General features: G+C 74.3%; 17 protein-coding genes. 16 read left to right on the top strand and 1 reads right to left on the bottom strand.

Features of this window, described 5'->3' with window-relative positions:
* Positions 1-60: 60 nt before the first annotated feature.
* The 6 genes from ACWEMJ_RS07610 (at position 61) to ACWEMJ_RS07585 (ending at position 5,939) form a co-directional block, all read left to right on the top strand.
* Positions 61-1,059 (top strand): ABC transporter permease, encoded by a 999-nt coding sequence (locus ACWEMJ_RS07610; protein ID WP_452136035.1) that lies wholly within the window; start codon positions 61-63, stop codon positions 1,057-1,059.
* Complete coding sequence (locus tag ACWEMJ_RS07605; RefSeq protein ID WP_452136034.1) at positions 1,056-2,102, top strand: ABC transporter ATP-binding protein; 1,047 nt, start codon at positions 1,056-1,058, stop codon at positions 2,100-2,102. The genes ACWEMJ_RS07610 and ACWEMJ_RS07605 overlap by 4 nt, the downstream gene beginning before the upstream one ends.
* Before the next feature lie 28 nt (positions 2,103-2,130).
* A complete protein-coding gene (locus ACWEMJ_RS07600; RefSeq protein WP_452136033.1) occupies positions 2,131-3,183 on the top strand; it encodes an ABC transporter ATP-binding protein in 1,053 nt (350 codons plus the stop codon).
* Positions 3,184-3,419: 236 nt separating this feature from the next.
* Positions 3,420-4,331 (top strand): DUF6891 domain-containing protein, encoded by a 912-nt coding sequence (locus ACWEMJ_RS07595; protein ID WP_452136032.1) that lies wholly within the window; start codon positions 3,420-3,422, stop codon positions 4,329-4,331.
* A gap of 123 nt (positions 4,332-4,454) precedes the next feature.
* Complete coding sequence (locus tag ACWEMJ_RS07590; protein ID WP_452136031.1) at positions 4,455-5,234, top strand: ferritin-like domain-containing protein; 780 nt, start codon at positions 4,455-4,457, stop codon at positions 5,232-5,234.
* A gap of 45 nt (positions 5,235-5,279) precedes the next feature.
* The gene (locus tag ACWEMJ_RS07585; RefSeq protein WP_452136030.1) at positions 5,280-5,939 is read left to right on the top strand and encodes a trimeric intracellular cation channel family protein; all 660 of its coding nucleotides are present in this window, start codon (positions 5,280-5,282) and stop codon (positions 5,937-5,939) included.
* A 4-nt stretch (positions 5,940-5,943) separates the two neighbouring features.
* Here ACWEMJ_RS07585 and ACWEMJ_RS07580 read toward each other — a convergent pair whose 3' ends face one another.
* Complete coding sequence (locus tag ACWEMJ_RS07580) at positions 5,944-6,765, bottom strand: IclR family transcriptional regulator (protein ID WP_452136029.1); 822 nt, start codon at positions 6,763-6,765, stop codon at positions 5,944-5,946.
* A gap of 104 nt (positions 6,766-6,869) precedes the next feature.
* On the opposite strand from ACWEMJ_RS07580, the gene ACWEMJ_RS07575 reads away from it, so the two are divergent.
* From ACWEMJ_RS07575 to ACWEMJ_RS07530, 10 genes are all read left to right on the top strand, one after another.
* On the top strand, positions 6,870-8,051 hold the full coding sequence (locus ACWEMJ_RS07575) for a cysteine desulfurase family protein (protein WP_452136028.1): 1,182 nt from the start codon (positions 6,870-6,872) through the stop codon (positions 8,049-8,051).
* Between the two features lie 52 nt (positions 8,052-8,103).
* A complete protein-coding gene (locus ACWEMJ_RS07570) occupies positions 8,104-8,598 on the top strand; it encodes a MarR family winged helix-turn-helix transcriptional regulator (protein ID WP_452136027.1) in 495 nt (164 codons plus the stop codon).
* Positions 8,599-8,688: 90 nt separating this feature from the next.
* Entirely contained in the window at positions 8,689-10,080 is a 1,392-nt protein-coding gene (locus ACWEMJ_RS07565) for an MFS transporter (protein WP_452136026.1), read from the top strand.
* A gap of 60 nt (positions 10,081-10,140) precedes the next feature.
* A complete protein-coding gene (gene mnmA, locus ACWEMJ_RS07560) occupies positions 10,141-11,274 on the top strand; it encodes a tRNA 2-thiouridine(34) synthase MnmA (protein ID WP_452136025.1) in 1,134 nt (377 codons plus the stop codon).
* A 47-nt stretch (positions 11,275-11,321) separates the two neighbouring features.
* A complete protein-coding gene (locus tag ACWEMJ_RS07555; RefSeq protein ID WP_452136024.1) occupies positions 11,322-14,027 on the top strand; it encodes an AAA family ATPase in 2,706 nt (901 codons plus the stop codon).
* Positions 14,028-14,243: 216 nt separating this feature from the next.
* Positions 14,244-15,107, top strand: coding sequence for a hypothetical protein (locus tag ACWEMJ_RS07550; protein ID WP_452136023.1), 864 nt, complete (start codon positions 14,244-14,246; stop codon positions 15,105-15,107).
* Between the two features lie 139 nt (positions 15,108-15,246).
* The gene (locus ACWEMJ_RS07545; protein WP_452136022.1) at positions 15,247-15,492 is read left to right on the top strand and encodes a hypothetical protein; all 246 of its coding nucleotides are present in this window, start codon (positions 15,247-15,249) and stop codon (positions 15,490-15,492) included.
* Positions 15,486-16,919 (top strand): MFS transporter, encoded by a 1,434-nt coding sequence (locus ACWEMJ_RS07540; protein WP_452136021.1) that lies wholly within the window; start codon positions 15,486-15,488, stop codon positions 16,917-16,919. Before ACWEMJ_RS07545 ends, ACWEMJ_RS07540 begins: the two co-directional genes overlap by 7 nt.
* A complete protein-coding gene (locus ACWEMJ_RS07535; protein ID WP_452136020.1) occupies positions 16,916-17,356 on the top strand; it encodes an SRPBCC family protein in 441 nt (146 codons plus the stop codon). Before ACWEMJ_RS07540 ends, ACWEMJ_RS07535 begins: the two co-directional genes overlap by 4 nt.
* A 31-nt stretch (positions 17,357-17,387) precedes the next feature.
* The gene (locus ACWEMJ_RS07530; protein WP_452136019.1) at positions 17,388-18,734 is read left to right on the top strand and encodes a carotenoid oxygenase family protein; all 1,347 of its coding nucleotides are present in this window, start codon (positions 17,388-17,390) and stop codon (positions 18,732-18,734) included.
* Positions 18,735-18,758: the final 24 nt, after the last annotated feature.

Below are 18,758 nucleotides of genomic sequence, written 5' to 3'. Positions count from 1 at the left end.
GCCGGCCGGAACGGTCCCCCACCGGGGACCTCCGGCCGGCCCGCGGCAGGGCCGACCGCAGTGCTCGTGTATCTCTTCAGGCGACTGATCAACGTCGTCCTCATGCTGCTGGTGGTCGCTGCGGTGACCTTCGGCATCTTCTTCATGGTGCCCAAGCTCACCGGAAGCGACCCCGCGCTGCTCTACGTGGGCAAGATCGCGGACAAGGTGGCCGTCGAGGGTATCCGCCACAAGATGGGCCTCGACAAGTCGATCGTCGAACAGTTCTGGCTCTTCCTGAAGGGCATCGTCGTCGGCCGCGACTACAACGCCGGCAACGACGTGACCCACTGCTACGCGCCTTGCCTGGGCTACTCGTTCAAGACCGAACGGGAGGTCTGGCCGCTGCTGCTCAACCGCGTCGGCGTGGACTTCTCGCTCGCCGTCGGCGCCTCGATCCTGTGGCTGGTGTTCGGCACCGCCACCGGCGTCATCTCCGCGCTGCGCCGGGGCACCGCGCTGGACCGCATCACGATGTCCGTCGCGCTGGCCGGCGTCTCGCTGCCGATGTACTTCACCGGCCTGGTCTCGCTCGCGATCTTCGTCGGACAACTCGGCTGGTTCCCGCGCAAGTACACCGACTTCACGGTCGATCCGGTGGCCTGGTTCCAGGGGCTGGTCCTGCCCTGGGTGACGTTGGCCTTCCTGTTCGCCGCGACCTACGCCCGACTCAGTCGCGCGACCCTGCTGGACGTGCTCGGCGAGGACTACATCCGCACCGCGCGCGCCAAGGGCCTCAAGGAACCGGTGGTCATCGGCAAGCACGCCATGCGCTCCACGCTGACCCCGATCCTGACCATCTTCGGCATGGACCTCGGCGGTCTGCTCGGCGGTGCGGTGCTCACCGAGAACACCTTCAACCTGCGCGGACTCGGTTACGAGGCCGTCCAGTCGATCGCCGCCAGCGACCTGCCGGTGATCATGGGCGTGACGCTCTTCGCCGCGTTCTTCATCGTGATGGCCAATCTCCTGGTTGACCTGCTGTACGCCGTCGTCGATCCCCGGGTGAAACTGGCATGAGCAACACCGACAAGCCCTTCCTCTCCGTTCGCGACCTGAAGGTGCACTTCCCGACCGACGACGGCCTGGTGAAGTCCGTCAACGGCCTGAGCTTCGACCTGGAGCGCGGGAAGACCCTGGGCATCGTGGGCGAGTCCGGCTCCGGAAAGTCCGTCACCTCGCTGTCGATCATGGGCCTGCACCGCACCGGCTCCAAGCGCGGCGCCCCGCAGATCTCCGGCGAGATCTGGCTGGACGGCCAGGAGCTGGTCTCGTCCGACCCCGACACGGTGCGCAAGCTCCGGGGCCAGAAGATGGCGATGATCTTCCAGGACCCGCTGACCGCGATGCACCCGTACTACACGGTCGGCGCCCAGATCATCGAGGGCTACCGGGCCCACCACCCCGGCACCTCCAAGAAGGTCGCCCGGACCCGGGCCATCGAGATGCTCGACCGGGTCGGCATCCCGCAGCCCGACAAGCGGGTCGACAACTACCCGCACGAGTTCTCCGGCGGCATGCGCCAGCGCGCCATGATCGCGATGGCGCTGGTCAACGACCCCGCGCTGCTGATCGCCGACGAGCCGACCACCGCCCTGGACGTCACCGTCCAGGCGCAGATCCTCGACCTGATCCGGGACCTGCAGAAGGAGTTCGGCTCCGCGGTCATCATCATCACGCACGACCTGGGCGTGGTCGCCGAGATCGCCGACGACATCCTGGTCATGTACGGCGGCAAGCCCGTCGAGCGCGGCCCCGCCGCCACCATCTTCGAATCCCCCGAGCACCCCTACACCTGGGGCCTGCTCGGCTCGATGCCCCGCCTCGACCGGGAGCTCCAGGACCGGCTGATCCCGGTCAAGGGCACCCCGCCGAGCCTGATCAACGTGCCGTCCGGCTGCGCGTTCCACCCGCGCTGCCCGTACGCCGAGCTCACCGGCGGCCGCTCCACCAGCGAGGTGCCCGTGCTCGCCGAGGCCGCGCCCCGGCACTTCGCCGCCTGCCACCTGCCGATCGCCGAACGCCACCGGATCTTCACCGAAGAGATCGCGCCCCGGCTGTGAGCACGTACCACCCACTTGGAGACAACCGATGACGGACAGCCAGACGGCGGCCCCGGAGGCCGCGAAGGTGCCGGCCCAGGCACCCGGCCCGGACCGTGAACCCCTGCTGCGGGTCACCGGGCTGACCCGGCACTTCCCGGTCACCAAGGGCCTGCTGAAGCGCCAGGTCGGCGCGGTCCGCGCCGTCGACGGCATCGACTTCGAGGTCATGGCCGGCGAGACGCTCGGCGTGGTCGGCGAGTCCGGCTGCGGCAAGTCCACCATGGGACGCCTGGTCACCCGACTCGACGAACCCACCGGCGGGAAGATCGAGTTCGAGGGCGCCGACATCACCCACCTGGGCGTCGCGGCGATGCGGCCGTACCGCCGCGACATCCAGATGATCTTCCAGGACCCGTACTCCTCGCTGAACCCGCGGCACACCATCGGCACCATCGTCGGCGCGCCGTTCCGGTTGCAGAACGTCAAGACTGAGCACGGCGTCAAGAAGGCCGTCCAGGACCTCCTGGAACTCTGCGGACTCAGCCCCGAGCACTACAACCGCTACCCGCACGAGTTCTCCGGCGGCCAGCGCCAGCGCATCGGCATCGCCCGCGCGCTCGCCCTCCGCCCGAAGATGATCGTCGCGGACGAGCCGGTCTCCGCCCTGGACGTCTCCATCCAGGCCCAGGTGGTCAACCTGCTGGACGACCTCCAGCAGGAGCTCGGCCTGACCTACCTGATCATCGCCCACGACCTCTCGGTCGTCCGGCACGTCTCCGACCGGGTCGCCGTCATGTACCTCGGCAAGGTGGTGGAGATCGCCGACCGCGACTCCCTGTACACCCAGCCGATGCACCCGTACACCAACGCCCTGATGTCCGCGGTGCCGGTGCCGGACCCGCGGCGCAAGGAGCGCCGCGAGCGCATCCTGCTCACCGGCGACGTCCCGTCCCCGCTCAATCCGCCGAGCGGCTGCCGGTTCCGCACCCGCTGCTGGAAGGCGCAGGACATCTGCGCCAGCCAGGAACCGCCGCTCGCCGTCGCGAAGACCGGGCACCAGGTGGCGTGCCACTTCCCGGAGAACAGCGCGGGAGAGTAAGGCGACAAGGGCGCGAAACCGGGGGCGCGGGGAACTGCGCGCAGCGGGAGGCGCACGTCAATGGGATCGCGACGCGGGCAATGACCTGCCGTTGATCGCGACCTGGCTGACGGGGCCTCCCGACTCGCGCAGTTCCCCGCGCCCCTGTTTTCGCGCCCACCCGCTCTTCGCGTCCGCCCGCTCTTCGCGCCCATCCGCCTCGCCGACCTGACAGTCCCGGATGGGAGAGTGGCGGGATGCTTGAGATTGCGGTGCGGGACCAGTCCGACGCGGTGCGGGTGCGGGTCTCGGAGGACGAACTCGTCGACATGGTGCGGGACATGGCGTACGCGAGCGGGACGTTCGTGGTGCTCCAGCGGGTGCCCGACCTGCCGGACACGTACGCGCAGGCGTGCCCGGAGGACGGGGCGTGGACGGTGGAGCACCGGGCGGGCAGCCCCGCCCGGCACTACGGGACGCGGGTGGCGGACGTGGAGCAGGTCGCCGCGCTGCTGCTCGGATGGGCGCGGCAGGACGACGGCTGGGACGCCGGGCCGGCGTGGGAGCGGATGGAGTTCGACGTCCCGGAGCCCGCGCCGCTGGAGCTGCCGGCGGAGGACGAGGCGAGCCTGGTCGAGGAGGTGCGGCTGCTGCTGGTGGCGGGGTACACGACGCTCGCGCAGGCCGCCGAGGCCGCCGAGGAGTACCTGGTCGACGGGGAGCACCGGCCGGTGACGGCGGCGCAGGCGAAGCAGCTGGTCGACCGGATGTGGCTGGAGCGGGTCGCCGAGCAGCGGGCGTGGGTCGGCGAGACCGACCCGGAGCGGGTGGCGCGGGCGTTCGCCGCGCTGGAGGAGAGCGGCATCACCGCCCGGGAGAACTTCACCTGCTGCCGCAACTGCGGCCAGGAGGAGATCGGCGCGGAGGCGGCGGAGGGCTCCCGGGGCTTCGTCTACTTCCACTCCCAGAGCGCCGAGGGCGCCGCGTCCGGCCAGGACCTGTGGCTGCAGTACGGCGGCTGGGACGGCTCGCCGGACACCACGGCGGCGGTCGGCCGGGAGGTGGTCGCGGCGCTGGAGGGGGCCGGGCTGGCGGTCGGCTGGAACGGCAGTCCGGACGAGGCGGTCCGGGTGACGGGGCTGGACTGGCGGCGCCGGCTGGTCGGGTAGCCCGGGCGCGGCACCGGGGTCGTTCGTTCGGCGGAGCGCGGGGCGTGAGCTGTTGCCCGGGTGGGTGGGGGTGCCTTGACTGGACCGGAATGTTCCGGCTCCCGTGCGAGGGGTAGGTCCGCCATGCTTTCGGTCCGCAGTCTGTTCGAGGAGATCCACGAGGACGACCGGGCGTTCCGGCTGTTCTGTTCGATCGCGGCCAAGGGGGAGGATCAGGGCGGCTGGGAGAACGGCCGGATCGCCCGGCTGGTGCCGGACCGCGAGCTGGCGCCGAAGGTGGCCCGGCACGGGGCGGACGAGGACAAGCACGGGCGGATCTTCAAGGCGCTGATGCACAAGCGGGGGCTCGATCCGACCGAGGTCCCGGACGAGACCGACTACACGATGATCCTGGAGCGGCAGGGCATCGGCCTGGCGCACTCCCGGCTGCGCCGCGACGAGCCGCTGACCGAGCGGGACGTGATCACGTACCTGGCGCACTCCCGGGTGACCGAGCAGCGGGCGTCCGAGCAGATGCTGATGCTGAAGCGGATCTTCGGGGACCACCCGGAGCTGGGCCGGGCGGTACGGATGATCTCCCACGACGAGGACAACCATCTGGCGTTCTGCCACGAGGAGTTGCTGCGGCTCGCGTACCACGGGCACGGCCGGACGATCCTGGACACCCTGCAGGCCACCGCGCGCGCGGAGATCCGCACCTACCGGGACGTCAGCCTGGCGGTGATGGCGCACCTGGGGGAGCTGCTGCGCTGGCCGCGGGCGAAGTCGGCGGCGCTGGCGGCGGGCATCCACGCGGTCTACGGGTACGAACGGGCGGGCGGCTGGCGGCGGATGACCACGCTGCGGATGCCGGAGCGGCTGAACGCGCTGGGCGGGCCGGCGCCGCACGAGTCGTTCGTCTGACCGCCCGGCGACCGGCGGCCTCCGGGCGGCATGGACACTGACCAGGTGACATCCGAGATCTTCCCGCACGACGTCCAGCAGGCACTCGACCTGGTGGGCATCTTCGTCTTCGCCCTGTCCGGCGGCCTGCTGGCCGTCCGCAAGAACATGGACATCTTCGGCATCTGCGTGCTGGCCGAGGCCACCGCGCTGGGCGGCGGCGTGCTGCGGGACCTGGTGATCGGCGCGCTGCCGGTGGCCGCCTTCACCAACTCCGGCTACTTCCCGACCCCGTTGGTGGCCGGGGTGGTGGTGTTCTTCCTGCACCCGGAGGTGGAGCGGATCAACCGTGCGGTGATGGTGCTGGACGCGGCGGGCCTCGGGCTGTTCGCCGTCACCGGCACCATCAAGGCGCACGACTACGGGCTGGGCGCGGTCGCGTCGGTGTCCTGCGGGATGCTGACGGCGGCGGGCGGCGGTGTGGTGCGCGACGTGCTGGCGATGGAGCCGCCGTCGCTGCTGCGCTGGGACCGGGAGATCTACGCGGTGCCGGCGCTGATCGGCGCGGCGATCACGGCGGTGCTGATCGGCGTCGGGCAGCTCACGCCGCTCAGCGCCGCGCTGGCGGCGGTGGCCGCGTTCACGGTGCGGATGCTGGCGCTCAGGTACGGCTGGCGGGCGCCGCGGGCCTGGCACCGGATCGGTTCGCGGGACGGCGAGGAGTAGCGGCTCAGCGGCGGTCGGCGCGGACCGCGTGCTTCGCGCCGCAGCGGTTCTCGCACCAGCGCGGGGTGGGGGAGCCGCCGTACGCCAGCGAGATCGCCTCGACGGTGCAGAGCAGTTCCGGCAGCAGTTTGCTGAGTTCGACGACGGAGGCGACCCGGTCGGGGGCGGAGATCGAGCAGGCGGCGATGGCGGTGCCCTCGGTGCCGGCGATCGGGGCGGCGATGCAGTTCACCGCCTCGTGGTGGTCGGCCTGTTCGGCGGCCCAGCCGAGCCGCTGCACCTCGGCCAGCTCCGCCCGCAGCTCCTCCGGGTCGGGGGCCGACTGCGGGGAGCGGGCCGGGAGTTCGGCTTCGGCGAGGAAGGCGGCGATTCGGTCCGCGGGCAGGTCGGCCAGCAGCACCTTGCCGGCGGCGGTGGCCACGGCGGGGGTGCGGCGCCCGATCCGGACGCCCTCGCCGAGCCGGCCGCGACCGGTGTCCGGGTAGCGGGCGTCGACCTGGTCGAGGTAGAGGACCTCGTCCCCCTCCAGGACGGACAGGTGGACGGTGTGCCCGTACCGCTCGTTCAGCACGGCCAGGTAGGGGGCGGCGACCTGGCGGATGTCGATGCCCTCCAGCGCCTGGTGGGCGAGCGCGAACAGCCGGCCGCCGAGCCGGTAGCGGTGGTCGGACTGGCGGGTGACGAAGCCGTGTTCCTGGAGGGTGCGCAGCAGCCGGAGGGCGGTGGACTTGTGCACCCCGATCCGGGACGCGGCCTGTTCCAGCGAGGCCGGGCCCTCGCCGAGCGAGGCCAGGATGGTCAGCGCGCGGTCGACCGTCTGGGACACGGCCCTTCCCCCTCTCACAGCGGCGTGGCCGGAACGCTAACGGCGCGTTGCAGAGGGTGCAATGGCCAAATCGTGACCTGCGGGCCGCCTACACTGGACCCGCTATGGCTTACCTCGACCACGCCGCCACCACCCCGATGCTGCCCGAGGCGATCGCCGCGATGACGGCGCAGTTCGGGGCCGTCGGCAACGCTTCCTCGCTGCACGCCGCCGGGCGGCGGGCCCGCCGGGTGATCGAGGAGTCCCGGGAGTCGCTGGGCGAGTCGCTGGGCGCGCGGCCCAGCGAGATCGTGCTCACCGCGGGCGGCACCGAGTCCGACAACCTGGCGGTCAAGGGCCTGTACTGGGCCCGGGTGGCCGCCGACCCGGCCCGCCGCCGGGTGCTGAGCAGCCCGGTCGAGCACCACGCGGTGCTGGACGCGGTGCACTGGCTGGCCGAGCACGAGGGCGCCGAGGTCGAGTACCTGCCGGTGGACGAGGTCGGCCGGGTGCGGCCGCAGGCGCTGCGGGAGGCGATCGGGCGGGCGCCGGAGACGGTCGCGCTGGTCACCGTGATGTGGGCCAACAACGAGGTCGGCACCGTCCAGCCGATCCGTGAACTCGCCGCGGTGGCTGCCGAGTTCGGCATTCCGATGCACTCCGACGCGGTGCAGGCGCTGGGCCAGGTCCCGGTGTCCTTCGCCGACTCCGGGCTGACGGCGATGACCGTCACCGGCCACAAGGTCGGCGGCCCGTACGGGGTCGGCGCGCTGCTGCTGTCGCGCTCCGCCACGCCCGTCCCGCTGCTGCACGGCGGCGGCCAGGAGCGGGACGTCCGCTCCGGGACGCTGGACGTGCCCGGTGCGGCCGGGTTCGCGGCGGCGGCGGCGCTGGCCGTCGAGCGGCAGCCCGCGTACGCGGCCGGGGTCGGCGTGCTGCGGGACGAGTTGATCGCGGTGGTCCGGGCGGCCGCGCCGGACGCGCTGCTGAACGGGGACGCCGACCCGGCGGGCCGGCTGCCCGCCAACGCGCACTTCTCCTTCCCCGGCTGCGAGGGCGACGCGCTGCTGATGCTGCTGGACGCGGCCGGCGTGGAGTGCTCCACCGGCTCGGCCTGCTCGGCGGGCGTCCCGCAGCCCAGCCACGTGCTGCTGGCGATGGGCGTCGACCCGGCGCTGGCCCGCGCCTCGCTGCGGTTCTCGCTCGGCCACACCTCGACCCGGGCGGACGTGGACGCGCTGGCCGCCGCGCTGCCCGGTGCCGTGGAGCGGGCCCGCCGGGCCGGGCTGGTGCGCTCCGCCCGCTGACCGGATTTGTTCTGCAACGGAACGATCTGGCGTCGGACGTTATTCTGGAGGGATGAACTCACCCGTCCCGGAGCGGACCGTCCGCGACCTCACCGGACTGCTGGTGCAGACCGGCCATGCCATGAACACCCGCCTGTCGCTGGCGCTGGCGGAGATCGGCAGCTCCCCGCGCAAGCACTGCGTGCTGGTGCACGCCATGGAGGCCGAGCGCACCCAGTCGCAGCTGGCCGCGCTCGCCGGGCTGGACAAGACCACCATGGTGGTCACCGCCGACGAGTTGGAGCGCGACGGCCTCGCCGAACGCCGCCCGTCGGCCACCGACCGGCGGGCCCGGGTCATCCGCGTCACCCCGGCCGGCGAGGAGCTGGTGCGGCGCGGCACGGTGATCGTGGACCGGGTGCACGCCGAGGCGCTGGAGGAGCTGTCGCCGGGGGAGCGGCAGGTGCTGGTGGACGCGCTGGTCAAGCTCCAGCGGTTGCCGGACGGCGCCGAGGCGTGCGGGCCGGCCGAGAAGGCGGTGCGGCGGCCGCGGCGGCCCCGGCAGTAGCCGTTTAAAACGTCTATTACAAAACCATCTGCTACGGTCTCTCTTGTTGAGGGGGCGCACCTTCGCGCACCCCGGGGGAGGGAGACACCCATGTCCGAAAACCCGTCACGCGCCGGCTGGCCGGCCCTCGCCGTGGTCTGCGCCGGCATGCTGATGGTGGTCCTGGACGGCTCGATCACCACCGTCGCGCTGCCCGCCATCCAGGGCGACCTGCACATCGGCTCCGCCGGACTGGCCTGGGTGGTGGACGCCTACGTGATCGCCTTCGGCGGCCTGCTGCTGCTCGCCGGACGCCTCGGCGACCTGCTCGGCCGCCGCCGGATCTACCTGGCCGGCCTCGCCGTCTTCACCGCCGCGTCCGTGCTGTGCGGCCTCGCCACCACCCCCGAACTGCTGATCGGCGCCCGCTTCCTGCAGGGCGTCGGCGGGGCGATGGCCTCCGCCGTCGGCCTCGGCATGGTGGTCGGGCTGTTCCCCGACCCCGCCGACCGGGCCAAGGCGTTCGGCGCCGTCGGCTTCACCGGCTCGGCCGGCGCCTCGCTCGGCCAGGTGCTCGGCGGCGTGCTCACCGAAGGCCTCGGCTGGCACTGGATCTTCTTCATCAACCTGCCGATCGGCGCCGCCGCCCTGCTGGCCGGCCTGCGCCTGCTGCCCCGCGACGCGGCGGGCGGCGCCCGGGGCGGCGTGGACGTCCCCAGCGCGGCGCTGGTCACCGGCGGCCTGATGCTCGGCGTGTACACCATCGTCGAGGGCGGCCCGCACGCCTGGGCCCTGGCGGCCGGCGCGCTGCTGCTGCTCGCCGCGTTCGTGCTGCGGCAGGCCCGCGCCGCCACCCCGCTGCTGCCGCTGCGGCTGCTCGCCCGGCGCACCACCGCCGTCGCCAACCTGGCGCAGGTCCTGATGCTGGCCGCGATGTTCGGCTTCCAGGTGCTGGTGGCGCTCTACCTGCAGAACGTCCAGCACTACGGCGCGCTCGGCACCGGACTGGCCATGCTGCCCGCCGCGCTCGCCATCGGCGTGGTCTCGCTGCTGCTCGCCGCCCCCGCGATCCACCGGTTCGGCGAACGGCGCACCCTGCTGCTCGGCCTCGCGCTGCTCACCGTCGGCGTCGGCCTGCTGGTGCGGCTGCCCGCCGGACGCCTGGACTACGCCGCCGACCTGCTGCCCACCATGCTGCTCGGCGCGGGCTTCGGCCTCGCCGCCACCGCGCTCACCGCCCTCGGCATGGCCGACGCCCGGCCCGAGGACGCGGGGCTGCTCTCCGGCGTGCTCAACACCACCCAGCAGGTCGGCGCGGCGCTCGGCGTCGCCGTCCTCACCGCGCTGGCCGGCGGCGCCGACACCCCCGTCGAGGGCTTCCGGCTGGCCTTCGGGGTCGGCGCGGCGCTGCTGCTCGCGGCGTTCCTGCTGGCCACCGCGCTGCCCGCGCGGGCAGCGGCGGCCGGCCGCGCCGCCGAGCCGTCCGTCCTGGTGGCGAGCTGACCGCCGGGGGCCGGACGGGGGCCGGACCGACCGCCCGGCCCCCGTTACGCTGGACTCCTTATGACTGACTTCCCCGGCGCCCCGACCACCCCGTCCACCGGCCGTCTGCGCGTGCTCGCCGCGATGTCCGGCGGCGTCGACTCCGCCGTCGCCGCCGCCCGGGCCGTCGAGGCCGGCCACGAGGTGACCGGCGTCCACCTGGCGCTCGCCAGCAACCCGCAGTCCTTCCGCACCGGCGCGCGCGGCTGCTGCACCCTGGAGGACTCCCGGGACGCCCGGCGCGCCGCCGACGTCATCGGCATCCCGTTCTACGTCTGGGACTTGGCGGAACGCTTCCGCGAGGACGTGATCGAGGACTTCGTCGCCGAGTACGCCGCCGGGCGCACCCCCAACCCGTGCCTGCGCTGCAACGAGAAGATCAAGTTCGCGGCGCTGCTCGACAAGGCGATCGCGCTCGGCTTCGACGCCGTCTGCACTGGCCACTACGCCCGGATCGTCGACCTGCCCGACGGCACCCGCGAACTGCACCGCGCGGTCGACGGCGCGAAGGACCAGTCGTACGTGCTCGGCGTCCTCGACGCCGACCAGCTCGCCCACTCGCTGTTCCCGCTCGGCGACACCACCAAGGACGTCATCCGCGAGGAGGCCGACCGGCGCGGCCTCGCCGTCGCCAAGAAGCCCGACAGCCACGACATCTGCTTCATCACCGACGGCGACACCCAGGGCTTCCTCGCCGAACGCCTCGGCACCGCCCCCGGCGACATCCTCGACACCGACGGCACCAAGCTCGGCGAGCACGACGGCGCGTACGGCTTCACCATCGGCCAGCGCAAGGGCCTGCGGCTGGGCCGGCCCGCGGCCGACGGCAAGCCCCGCTACGTCCTCGACATCTCCCCGGTGAACAACACCGTCACCGTCGGCCCCGCCAGCGGCCTCGACGTGCACGCCCTCACCGCCATCCGCCCCCGCTGGTGCGGCACCCCCGCCGCCGGCGAGGGCCGCTACACCGCGCAGCTGCGCGCCCACGGCGAGGAGGTCCCGGTGACGGCGACCCTGACGGACGACCAGCTCCACGTCCGCCTCGACACCCCCGCCCGCGGCATCGCCCCCGGCCAGGCCGTCGTCCTCTACGACGGCACCCGGGTGGTCGGCTCCGCCACCATCGCCGGCACCGAACGGGCCGTCGGGGTCTGACCGGCCCGGGGGAAAGGCCACGTCAGGGGCCGTGGCATGATTCCGGCGTGGCTCCCGCGACCGCTTCCGCGTACGTCCCGCCGGCCGAGCGCGCCGCGCTGACCGAGCTGTTCGCCGCCGCCCGGACCGGGCGGGGCGGGGCGGCGGTGGTCCGCGGCGAGGCGGGCATCGGCAAGACCGCGCTGCTCCGCCACGTCACCGAACAGCCGGACGGCGCACGGCTGTTGCGGGTGGACGGGGCCGAGTTCGAGGCGGACTTCGCGTACGCCGCGGTACACCGGCTCACCCGCCCGCTGCACGAGCGGATCGGACGGCTGCCCGCCGCGCACCGGGACGACCTGGCGGTCGCCCTGGGGCTCCGGGAGGGCGGGACGCCCGGCCGCTTCGCCGTCGGCCTCGCACTGCTGGGGCTGCTCGCCGACGCGGCGGCCGAGGCGCCGGTGCTGTGCGTGGTGGACGACGCGCAGTGGCTGGACCGGGCGTCGGCACAGGCCCTCGCCTTCGTGGCCAGGCGGATCGCGGACGAGCCGATCGCGATGGTGTTCGGCCTCCGCGACCCGCACACCGTCCCGGAACTGGAGGAGCTGCCGACGCTGACGCTGAGCCGGCTGCCCGACCGGGCGGCGCGGGCGCTGCTCGCGGCCGGCTTCCCCGGGCCGCTGGACGAACGGGTGCGGGAACGGATCCTCGCCGAGGCCCGGGGCAACCCGCTCGCGCTGCTGGAACTGCCGCGCCGCCTCGGCCCCACCGGGCTGGCCGGCGGCTTCGGGCTGCCGACCCCGGTGTCGCCGGCCGGCCGCACCGAGCAGAGCTTCCAGGAACGGGCGTCCCGACTCTCCCCGGACGCCCGGACGCTGCTGCTCGTCGCGGCCGCCGAACCGCTCGGCGACCCGGGACTGCTCTGGCGGGCCGCCGACCTGCTGGCCGTGGCGCCGGAGGCCGCCGCCGAGGTCGAGGCGACGGACCTGATCGAGCTCGGCGGGCAGGCCCGGTTCCGGCACCCGCTGGTGCGGTCGGCGGTGTACACCTCCGCGTCGCCCGCCGAGCGCCGACGCGTGCACGGCGCGCTCGCCGAGGCCACCGACCCGTCCACCGCGCCCGACCGGCGGGCCTGGCACCGGGCGCAGGCGGCGCCCCGCCCCGACGAGGAGGTGGCGGCGGAGCTGCTGCGCTGCGCGGAGCGCGCCCGGCGGCGGGGCGGGGCGGCCGCCGAGGCGGCGTTCCTGGAGCAGGCCGCCGCCCTCACGGCCGATGCCCGACTGCGGGCCGAGCGCGGGCTCGCCGCGGCGCGGGCCGCCCTGGAGGCCGGCTCCTTCGAGAAGGCCGTCACCCTGGTCGAGGCCGCCGAGAGCGGCCCGCTCGACGGGCCGGGCCGGGTGGAGGCCGAACTCGTGCGCGGCCAGGCCGCGTTCTTCCGCGCCGGCGCGGCCGACGCGGTCGGCCACCTGGTCCGGGCCGCCGACCTCGACCCCGGCCGGGCCCGGCTCCACCTGCTGGACGCCCTGCAGGCCGGACTCGTGGTGGGCCGCGCCTCGCCCGCCGCGCGCACCGCACTCCGAGCGGCCCGCCGGGCGCCCGCCCCGGTGGGCGAGCCCTCCCGCGCCGACGCCCTGCTGGACGCCCTGGTCGGCTACCTCGACGGCGACCTCGCCGCGGTGCCCCACCTGCTGACCCTCCTGTCGGACGTCGACGACCCGCTGTGGGCGCGCCGGCTGTCGCTCGCCGCCCTGCTGGCCGTCGAGCTGTGGGACACCGCGCTGGAGGAACGCCTCGCCACCCGCGCCGTCGACGCCGCGCGGGCCGGCGGGGCGCTGATGATGCTCCCCGTCGGGCTCTGGATGCAGGCGATGGCCGCCGCCCAGCGCGGCGACCTGCTCGGGGCCGCCGCGCTGGGCAGTGAGGCGGACGGCATAGCGGAGGTGACCGGCGTCCCGCCGCACTGGTACGGCCGCCTGCACGCCGCCGCGCTGCGCGGCCGGCCCGCCGAGGCGCGGCCCCTGTTCGCCCGGGTGCTGGCCGAGGCGAACGACCGCCGCAAGGGCCTGCTGACGGCGACCGTGCACGCGGCCGCCGCGCTCCACGCCAACGGCGTCGCCGACCACCGGGCCGCCCTGGAATCGGCCCGGCAGGCGCTCGCCGACGGCGACCTCGGGATGGCCGCCCTGGCCCGGCCCGAACTGGTCGAGGCGGCCGTCCGGTGCGGCGAACCCGCCCTCGCCCGCGAGGAGTTCGCCCGGCTGTCGGCCCACGCCACGGCCGCCGGCACCGACCGGGCACTGGGCGTGCGCGCGGCCCTCGCCGCCCTGCTCGCGGACGACCCGGAGACGCTGCACGCCGAGGCGGTGACCAGACTGGACGCCCCCGACACACGGATCTGGCACGGCCGGGCCCTGCTGCACCACGGCGCCTGGCTGCGCCGCGAGGGCCGCCGCCGCGAAGCGCGGGACGCCCTGCGTGCCGCCCACGAGCTGTTCACCGCGACCGGCGCGGAGGGCTTCGCCGAACGCGCCCGGGTGGAACTCGCCGCCGCCGGCGAACAGGCCGGCCCGGCCGCCCCCGGCACGGTGGACCTGCTGACCGGCCAGGAACTGAACATCGCCCGCCTGGTGGCCACCGGCGCCACCTCCCGCGAAGTCGCCGACCGCCTGTTCCTCAGCCCCCGCACCATCGACGCCCACCTGCGCAGCGTCTTCCGCAAACTCGACATCACCTCCCGCCGCCAACTCCCCGCCGCCCTCGCCCGCCCGGCCTGAGCCCCGACCGGGTCGGTACGCCTGGGCGGAGCGGTGGTCGACGCGCCTCGACGAGGCAGCGCACGCGCCCGCCGGCCGTCACCTCGAACTCCCGCCGGGGGAACTCGCCTCCTCCCGGGCCTGGGCGCCCGCCGGGGCGGCTGCACCCGGTCGGCAGCGCCGCGCCCCCGGGGTGTAAGAAGATGCCTGACCGCACGACAAAAGGGGGAACCACATATGACGCACCATCAAATCCGCAGAGCAGCCGTCTCGCTGGTGGCTGCGGCCGCCCTGGCGGGCGTCGTCTCGGCGCCGCACGCCGGCGCGGCGAGCACGCCGACCTGCCAACAGGACCCGATGGACGTATCCGACATCAGGGTCGCGCTGGACTCGGGCGAGCGGATGACGTCCGGCGAGACCCGCACGGACCACACGGACTCGACCGCGCTGCAGATGCAGCCGGACGGCAACCTGGTGCTGTCGCTGGTGAACTCGACCGGGGGGCCCGACCACGTGATGTGGGCGAGCGGGACGTGGGGTAATCCCGGCGCCTACGCCGTGATGCAGACCGACGGCAACCTGGTGGTCTACGGCCAGGGCGGTACCGCGCTGTGGTCCACCCGGAGTTGGGGTTCGCCGGGGGCCAAGGCCTACTTCAGCGGGTTCGGCAACCTGTACGTGTACGTCGTCAACGGCCCGAAGGCCCTGTGGGAGAGCCACACCGCCCGGGTGGCGGCCTCCTTCTGCAACCCGGGCGCGAGCCGGCCGTACCACCAGGGCGAGCTGTACGCCGGCAGCTGGGCCCAGTCGGCCGGCGTCTGGCTGATCATGCAGCCGGACGGCAACCTGGTCATCTACCGCAAGCGGGACAACGCTCCGATCTGGTCCAGCGGCACCTGGAACAAGAACCCCTGGGTGCTGAACATGCAGGACGACGGCAACTTGGTGATGCACTCCCAGAACGATGCCGCGCTCTGGGCCACCGGCACCTGGGGCAATCCGGGCGCCTACGCCGTGCTCCAGGACGACGGCAACTTCGTCGTCCGCCGCCAGGACGGCCGACCGCTCTGGGACACCGGCACCTGGGGAGCCGCGGGCTAGGACTCCAGTGGTCTCCCCGTCGCAGAACCGTCCGCGGACATCGGACGAGAAACGGCGGACCGTCCTTGCCGCCTAGGCAGCCCGATTAGGCGACTTTCGCCGATGAGCGTGCCCGGCCGGCGCGGCCAGACTCGGGGGCATGAACGACACCCCCTCGGGCATCGACCGGGCCGCGCCGGTGGTGGGCGGCGCGGTGCTGGGGATCACGGCGATCCACCGGTGGACGCTCGCACCCGCCGCCGGAGCGACGCTCTGCGCCACCGAGCAGTCCTGGGACGGCGCGCCGGTGCGGGACGATCCGGTCGGGGTCGGGAAGACCCTCGACCGGTCGCTGCGCCAGTGGCTGCGGCACCTCAAGACCGCTGCCGAGCGTGCCACGTGCTGAAGCAGCAGCGGGCCCCCGGGGCCGTCCTCGCGGTGCTGGCCGCCGCCCAGTTCACCGTCATGCTGGCCACCTCGGTCGTGAACGTCGCACTGCCGCAGATCCGGGACGGCGTCGGGCTCACCGGCACCGCCCCCACCTGGGTGGTCAACGCGTACGGCCTGGCCTTCGGCGCGCTGCTGCTGCCCGGTGGCCGGGCCGCCGACCTGCTGGGCCGGCGCGCGGTCCTGACGGCCGGTCTGGGGGTGTTCGCGGCGGCCTCCGCCGTGGCCGGGCTGGCCCCCTCGGCCGGGGTGCTGATCGCCGCCCGGGCCGTGCAGGGCGCCGGGGCGGCGGCCGTCGCCCCGGCCGCCCTCGCGCTGGCGCTGGGCCGGTACCCGGCGGGCCCCGGCCGGGCCCGGGCGCTGGCCGTGTGGGGTGCGGTGTCCGGCGCGGGCGGCGCGGCGGGGGTGGTGCTGGGCGGGCTGCTGGTCCGGGCCTGGGGCTGGCCGTGGATCTTTTACACGGTGGCGATCGGGGCGGCCGCCGTGCTGGCGGCGACCGTCGCCTGCGTCCCGCCCGCCGCCCGGACCCGGGCGGCCGGGTTCGACCTCGCCGGGACCGCGACGGGCGCCCTGGCGCTGACCGCCCTGGTGTGGGGCTCCACCTCGGCCCGCAGCCTCGGCTGGAGCGACACCCGGGTGCCGGCCGCGCTCGCCGCCGCCGCCGTGCTCGCGGCGCTGTTCCTGAGGATCGAGCGCCGCGCCCCGGCCCCGCTGGTGCCGCCGCGGCTGTTCACCGGCACGGCGGTGGCCGCCGGCAACCTGCTGACGGCGCTGTTCGGCTCGGTGTGGATCGCGCTGTTCTTCTTCCTGCCGCTCTACCAGCAGCAGGTCCTCGGCGAGGACGCGCTGACCACCGGCCTCGGTCAACTCCCGCTCGCCGGAGCCAACATGACCGGCGCGCTGCTGGCCCCCGCCCTGGCCCGCCGGGTCGGCGGCCGGGCCGCGCTGGTCGGGGCGCTGTTGACCGAGGCGGCCGGGATGCTGTGGCTGTCCCGGATCGGCGCCGACGGCACCTTCCCGGTCGACGTCCTCGGCCCGAGCGTCCTGGTCGGCCTCGGCCTGGGCGCGGCGTTCGTGCAGCTGACCGCGGTGTCGGTGGCGGGCGTCGCCGGGCCGGACGCGGGCCTGGCGGGCGGGCTGGTCAACGCCACCCGCCAGGTCGGCGGCGCCGTCGGGCTGGCCGTCCTGGCCACCGTCGCCGCCACCGTCACCGCACACGCCGGCGGCGACCGGCCGCCGCCGGAAGCACTGACCGCCGGCTACCGCACCGCGTTCGGCCTGTCCGCCGCCGTGCTGGCCGCCACCGCCCTGCCGGCGGCGCTGCTCACGGCCCGCCGCCACCAGCTGCCCTCCACACCCCTCCACCGAAAGGAACCGCAGCCATGACCGCCGTCGACGGGACCGCACCCGTGATCGTCCGCCTGTCCACCGAGATCGACGCCCCGCTGGAGACCGTCTGGGCCCTGCACACCGCCATCGACGACTGGCCGGTCTGGAACACCGACATCGACCGGGCCCGCCTGGACGGCCCGCTCGCCGAGGGCGCGTCGTTCAGCTGGCGCACCCACGGGCTGGACATCACCTCGACCGTCCGCGAGCTGGTGCCCGGCGCCCGGATCGCCTGGGGCGGCCCGGCGGGCGGCATCGAGGGCATCCACGTCTGGACCTTCGAGCGCAGCGGCGGCAGGGTGCTCGTCCGCACCGAGGAGTCCTGGAGCGGCGCGCCCGTCGAGGCCGACGCCGACCGGCTCGAAGCCGCGCTGCGCGCCTCCCTGGAGAACTGGCTCGACTGCCTCCGGAACCGCGCCGAGAAGCGCGGTTGAACACCCCGCACCGACCTCCCGAAGGAACACCATGACCGCCAAGCCCTACCTGACCGGCCACTACGCGCCCGCCGTCGACGAACTGACCGCCACCGAGCTCACCGTCGAGGGAACCCTGCCCCCGGAGCTGACCGGCCGCCTGGTCCGCAACAGCCACAACCCCAAGCCCGGCATCACCCCCACCCACTGGTTCAAGGGCAGCGGCATGGTCCACGGCATCCGGCTGCGCGAGGGCCGCGCCGAGTGGTACCGCAACCGCTGGGTGCGCACACCCGCCCTGGACGGCGCGCCCTACCTGACCGAGCACGGCCCCGACCTGACCGCCTCGCCGGCCGCCACCCACGTGATCGAGCACGCCGGCCGCCTGCTCGCCCTGTGCGAGGCCAACCTGCCCTTCGAGCTCACGGACGAGCTCGACACCGTCGGCCCCTACGACTTCGACGGCAAGCTGCGCGGCGTGATGACCGCCCACCCCAAGAGCGACCCGGTCACCGGCGAGCTGCACTTCTTCGGCTCCTCGCCCTTCCCGCCGTACCTGACCCACCACGTCGCCGACGCGGACGGCCGGCTCGTCCACAGCGCCGAGATCCCCGGCGCCACCGCCGCGTTGAAGCACGACTTCGCGCTCACCCGCCACCACGTGGTGTTCGTCGAGGGCACCGTCGCCTTCGACCCCGCCGAGCACTCCGGCATCCCGTACTCCTGGCAGGACGACCGGCCCGCCCGGATCGGCGTCATGCCGCGCGGGCCGCAGGGCGCCGACGCGATCCGCTGGTTCCCCGTCGAACCGGGCAGCATGCTGCACGTCGCCAACGCCTACGAGGACGTGCTGGGCCGCATCGTGCTCGAAGGCCCCACTGTGGACCGCGAGGGCTTCCGGCTCTCCTGGAACTGGTGGGTCGGCGCCCCCGGTCGCGGCAGTGAGCCCAACGCCTGCTCCTACAACCGGCGTTGGACCATCGACCCGGCCACCGGGCGGGTCGACGAGCGGGTGGTCGACGACCTGGCCATCGAGTTCCCCACCCTCAACGAGGACTTCCTCGGCGTGGAGAACCGCTACCAGTACGCGATCTCCTTCCCCGACCGGAACGGCTTCGGCGGCTACGGCGTGGTCAAGTACGACCGCAGCACCGGCGAACGCCGCATCCGCCAGGCCGGCGACGCCCGTCTCCCCTCCGAGGCCGTCTTCGTCCCGGCCGCCGGGGCCGCCCGCGAGGACGACGGCTACCTGCTCACCGTCGTCTCCGACCTCAAGCAGGACGCCTCCCAACTGCTCGTCCTGAGCGCCGACACCCTCGACCGCGTCGCCGCCGTGCACCTGCCCCGGCGCGTCACCGCGGGCATCCACGGCTCCTGGATACCCGACGCCCGCTCCTGAGCCGCCCGCACCGGTCGGCGTCCC

The sequence above is a fragment of the Kitasatospora sp. NPDC004531 genome, assembly GCF_053602195.1.
Note: the sequence above shows the minus strand (reverse complement) of the source record. Positions and strands in the feature narration are given on the sequence as shown.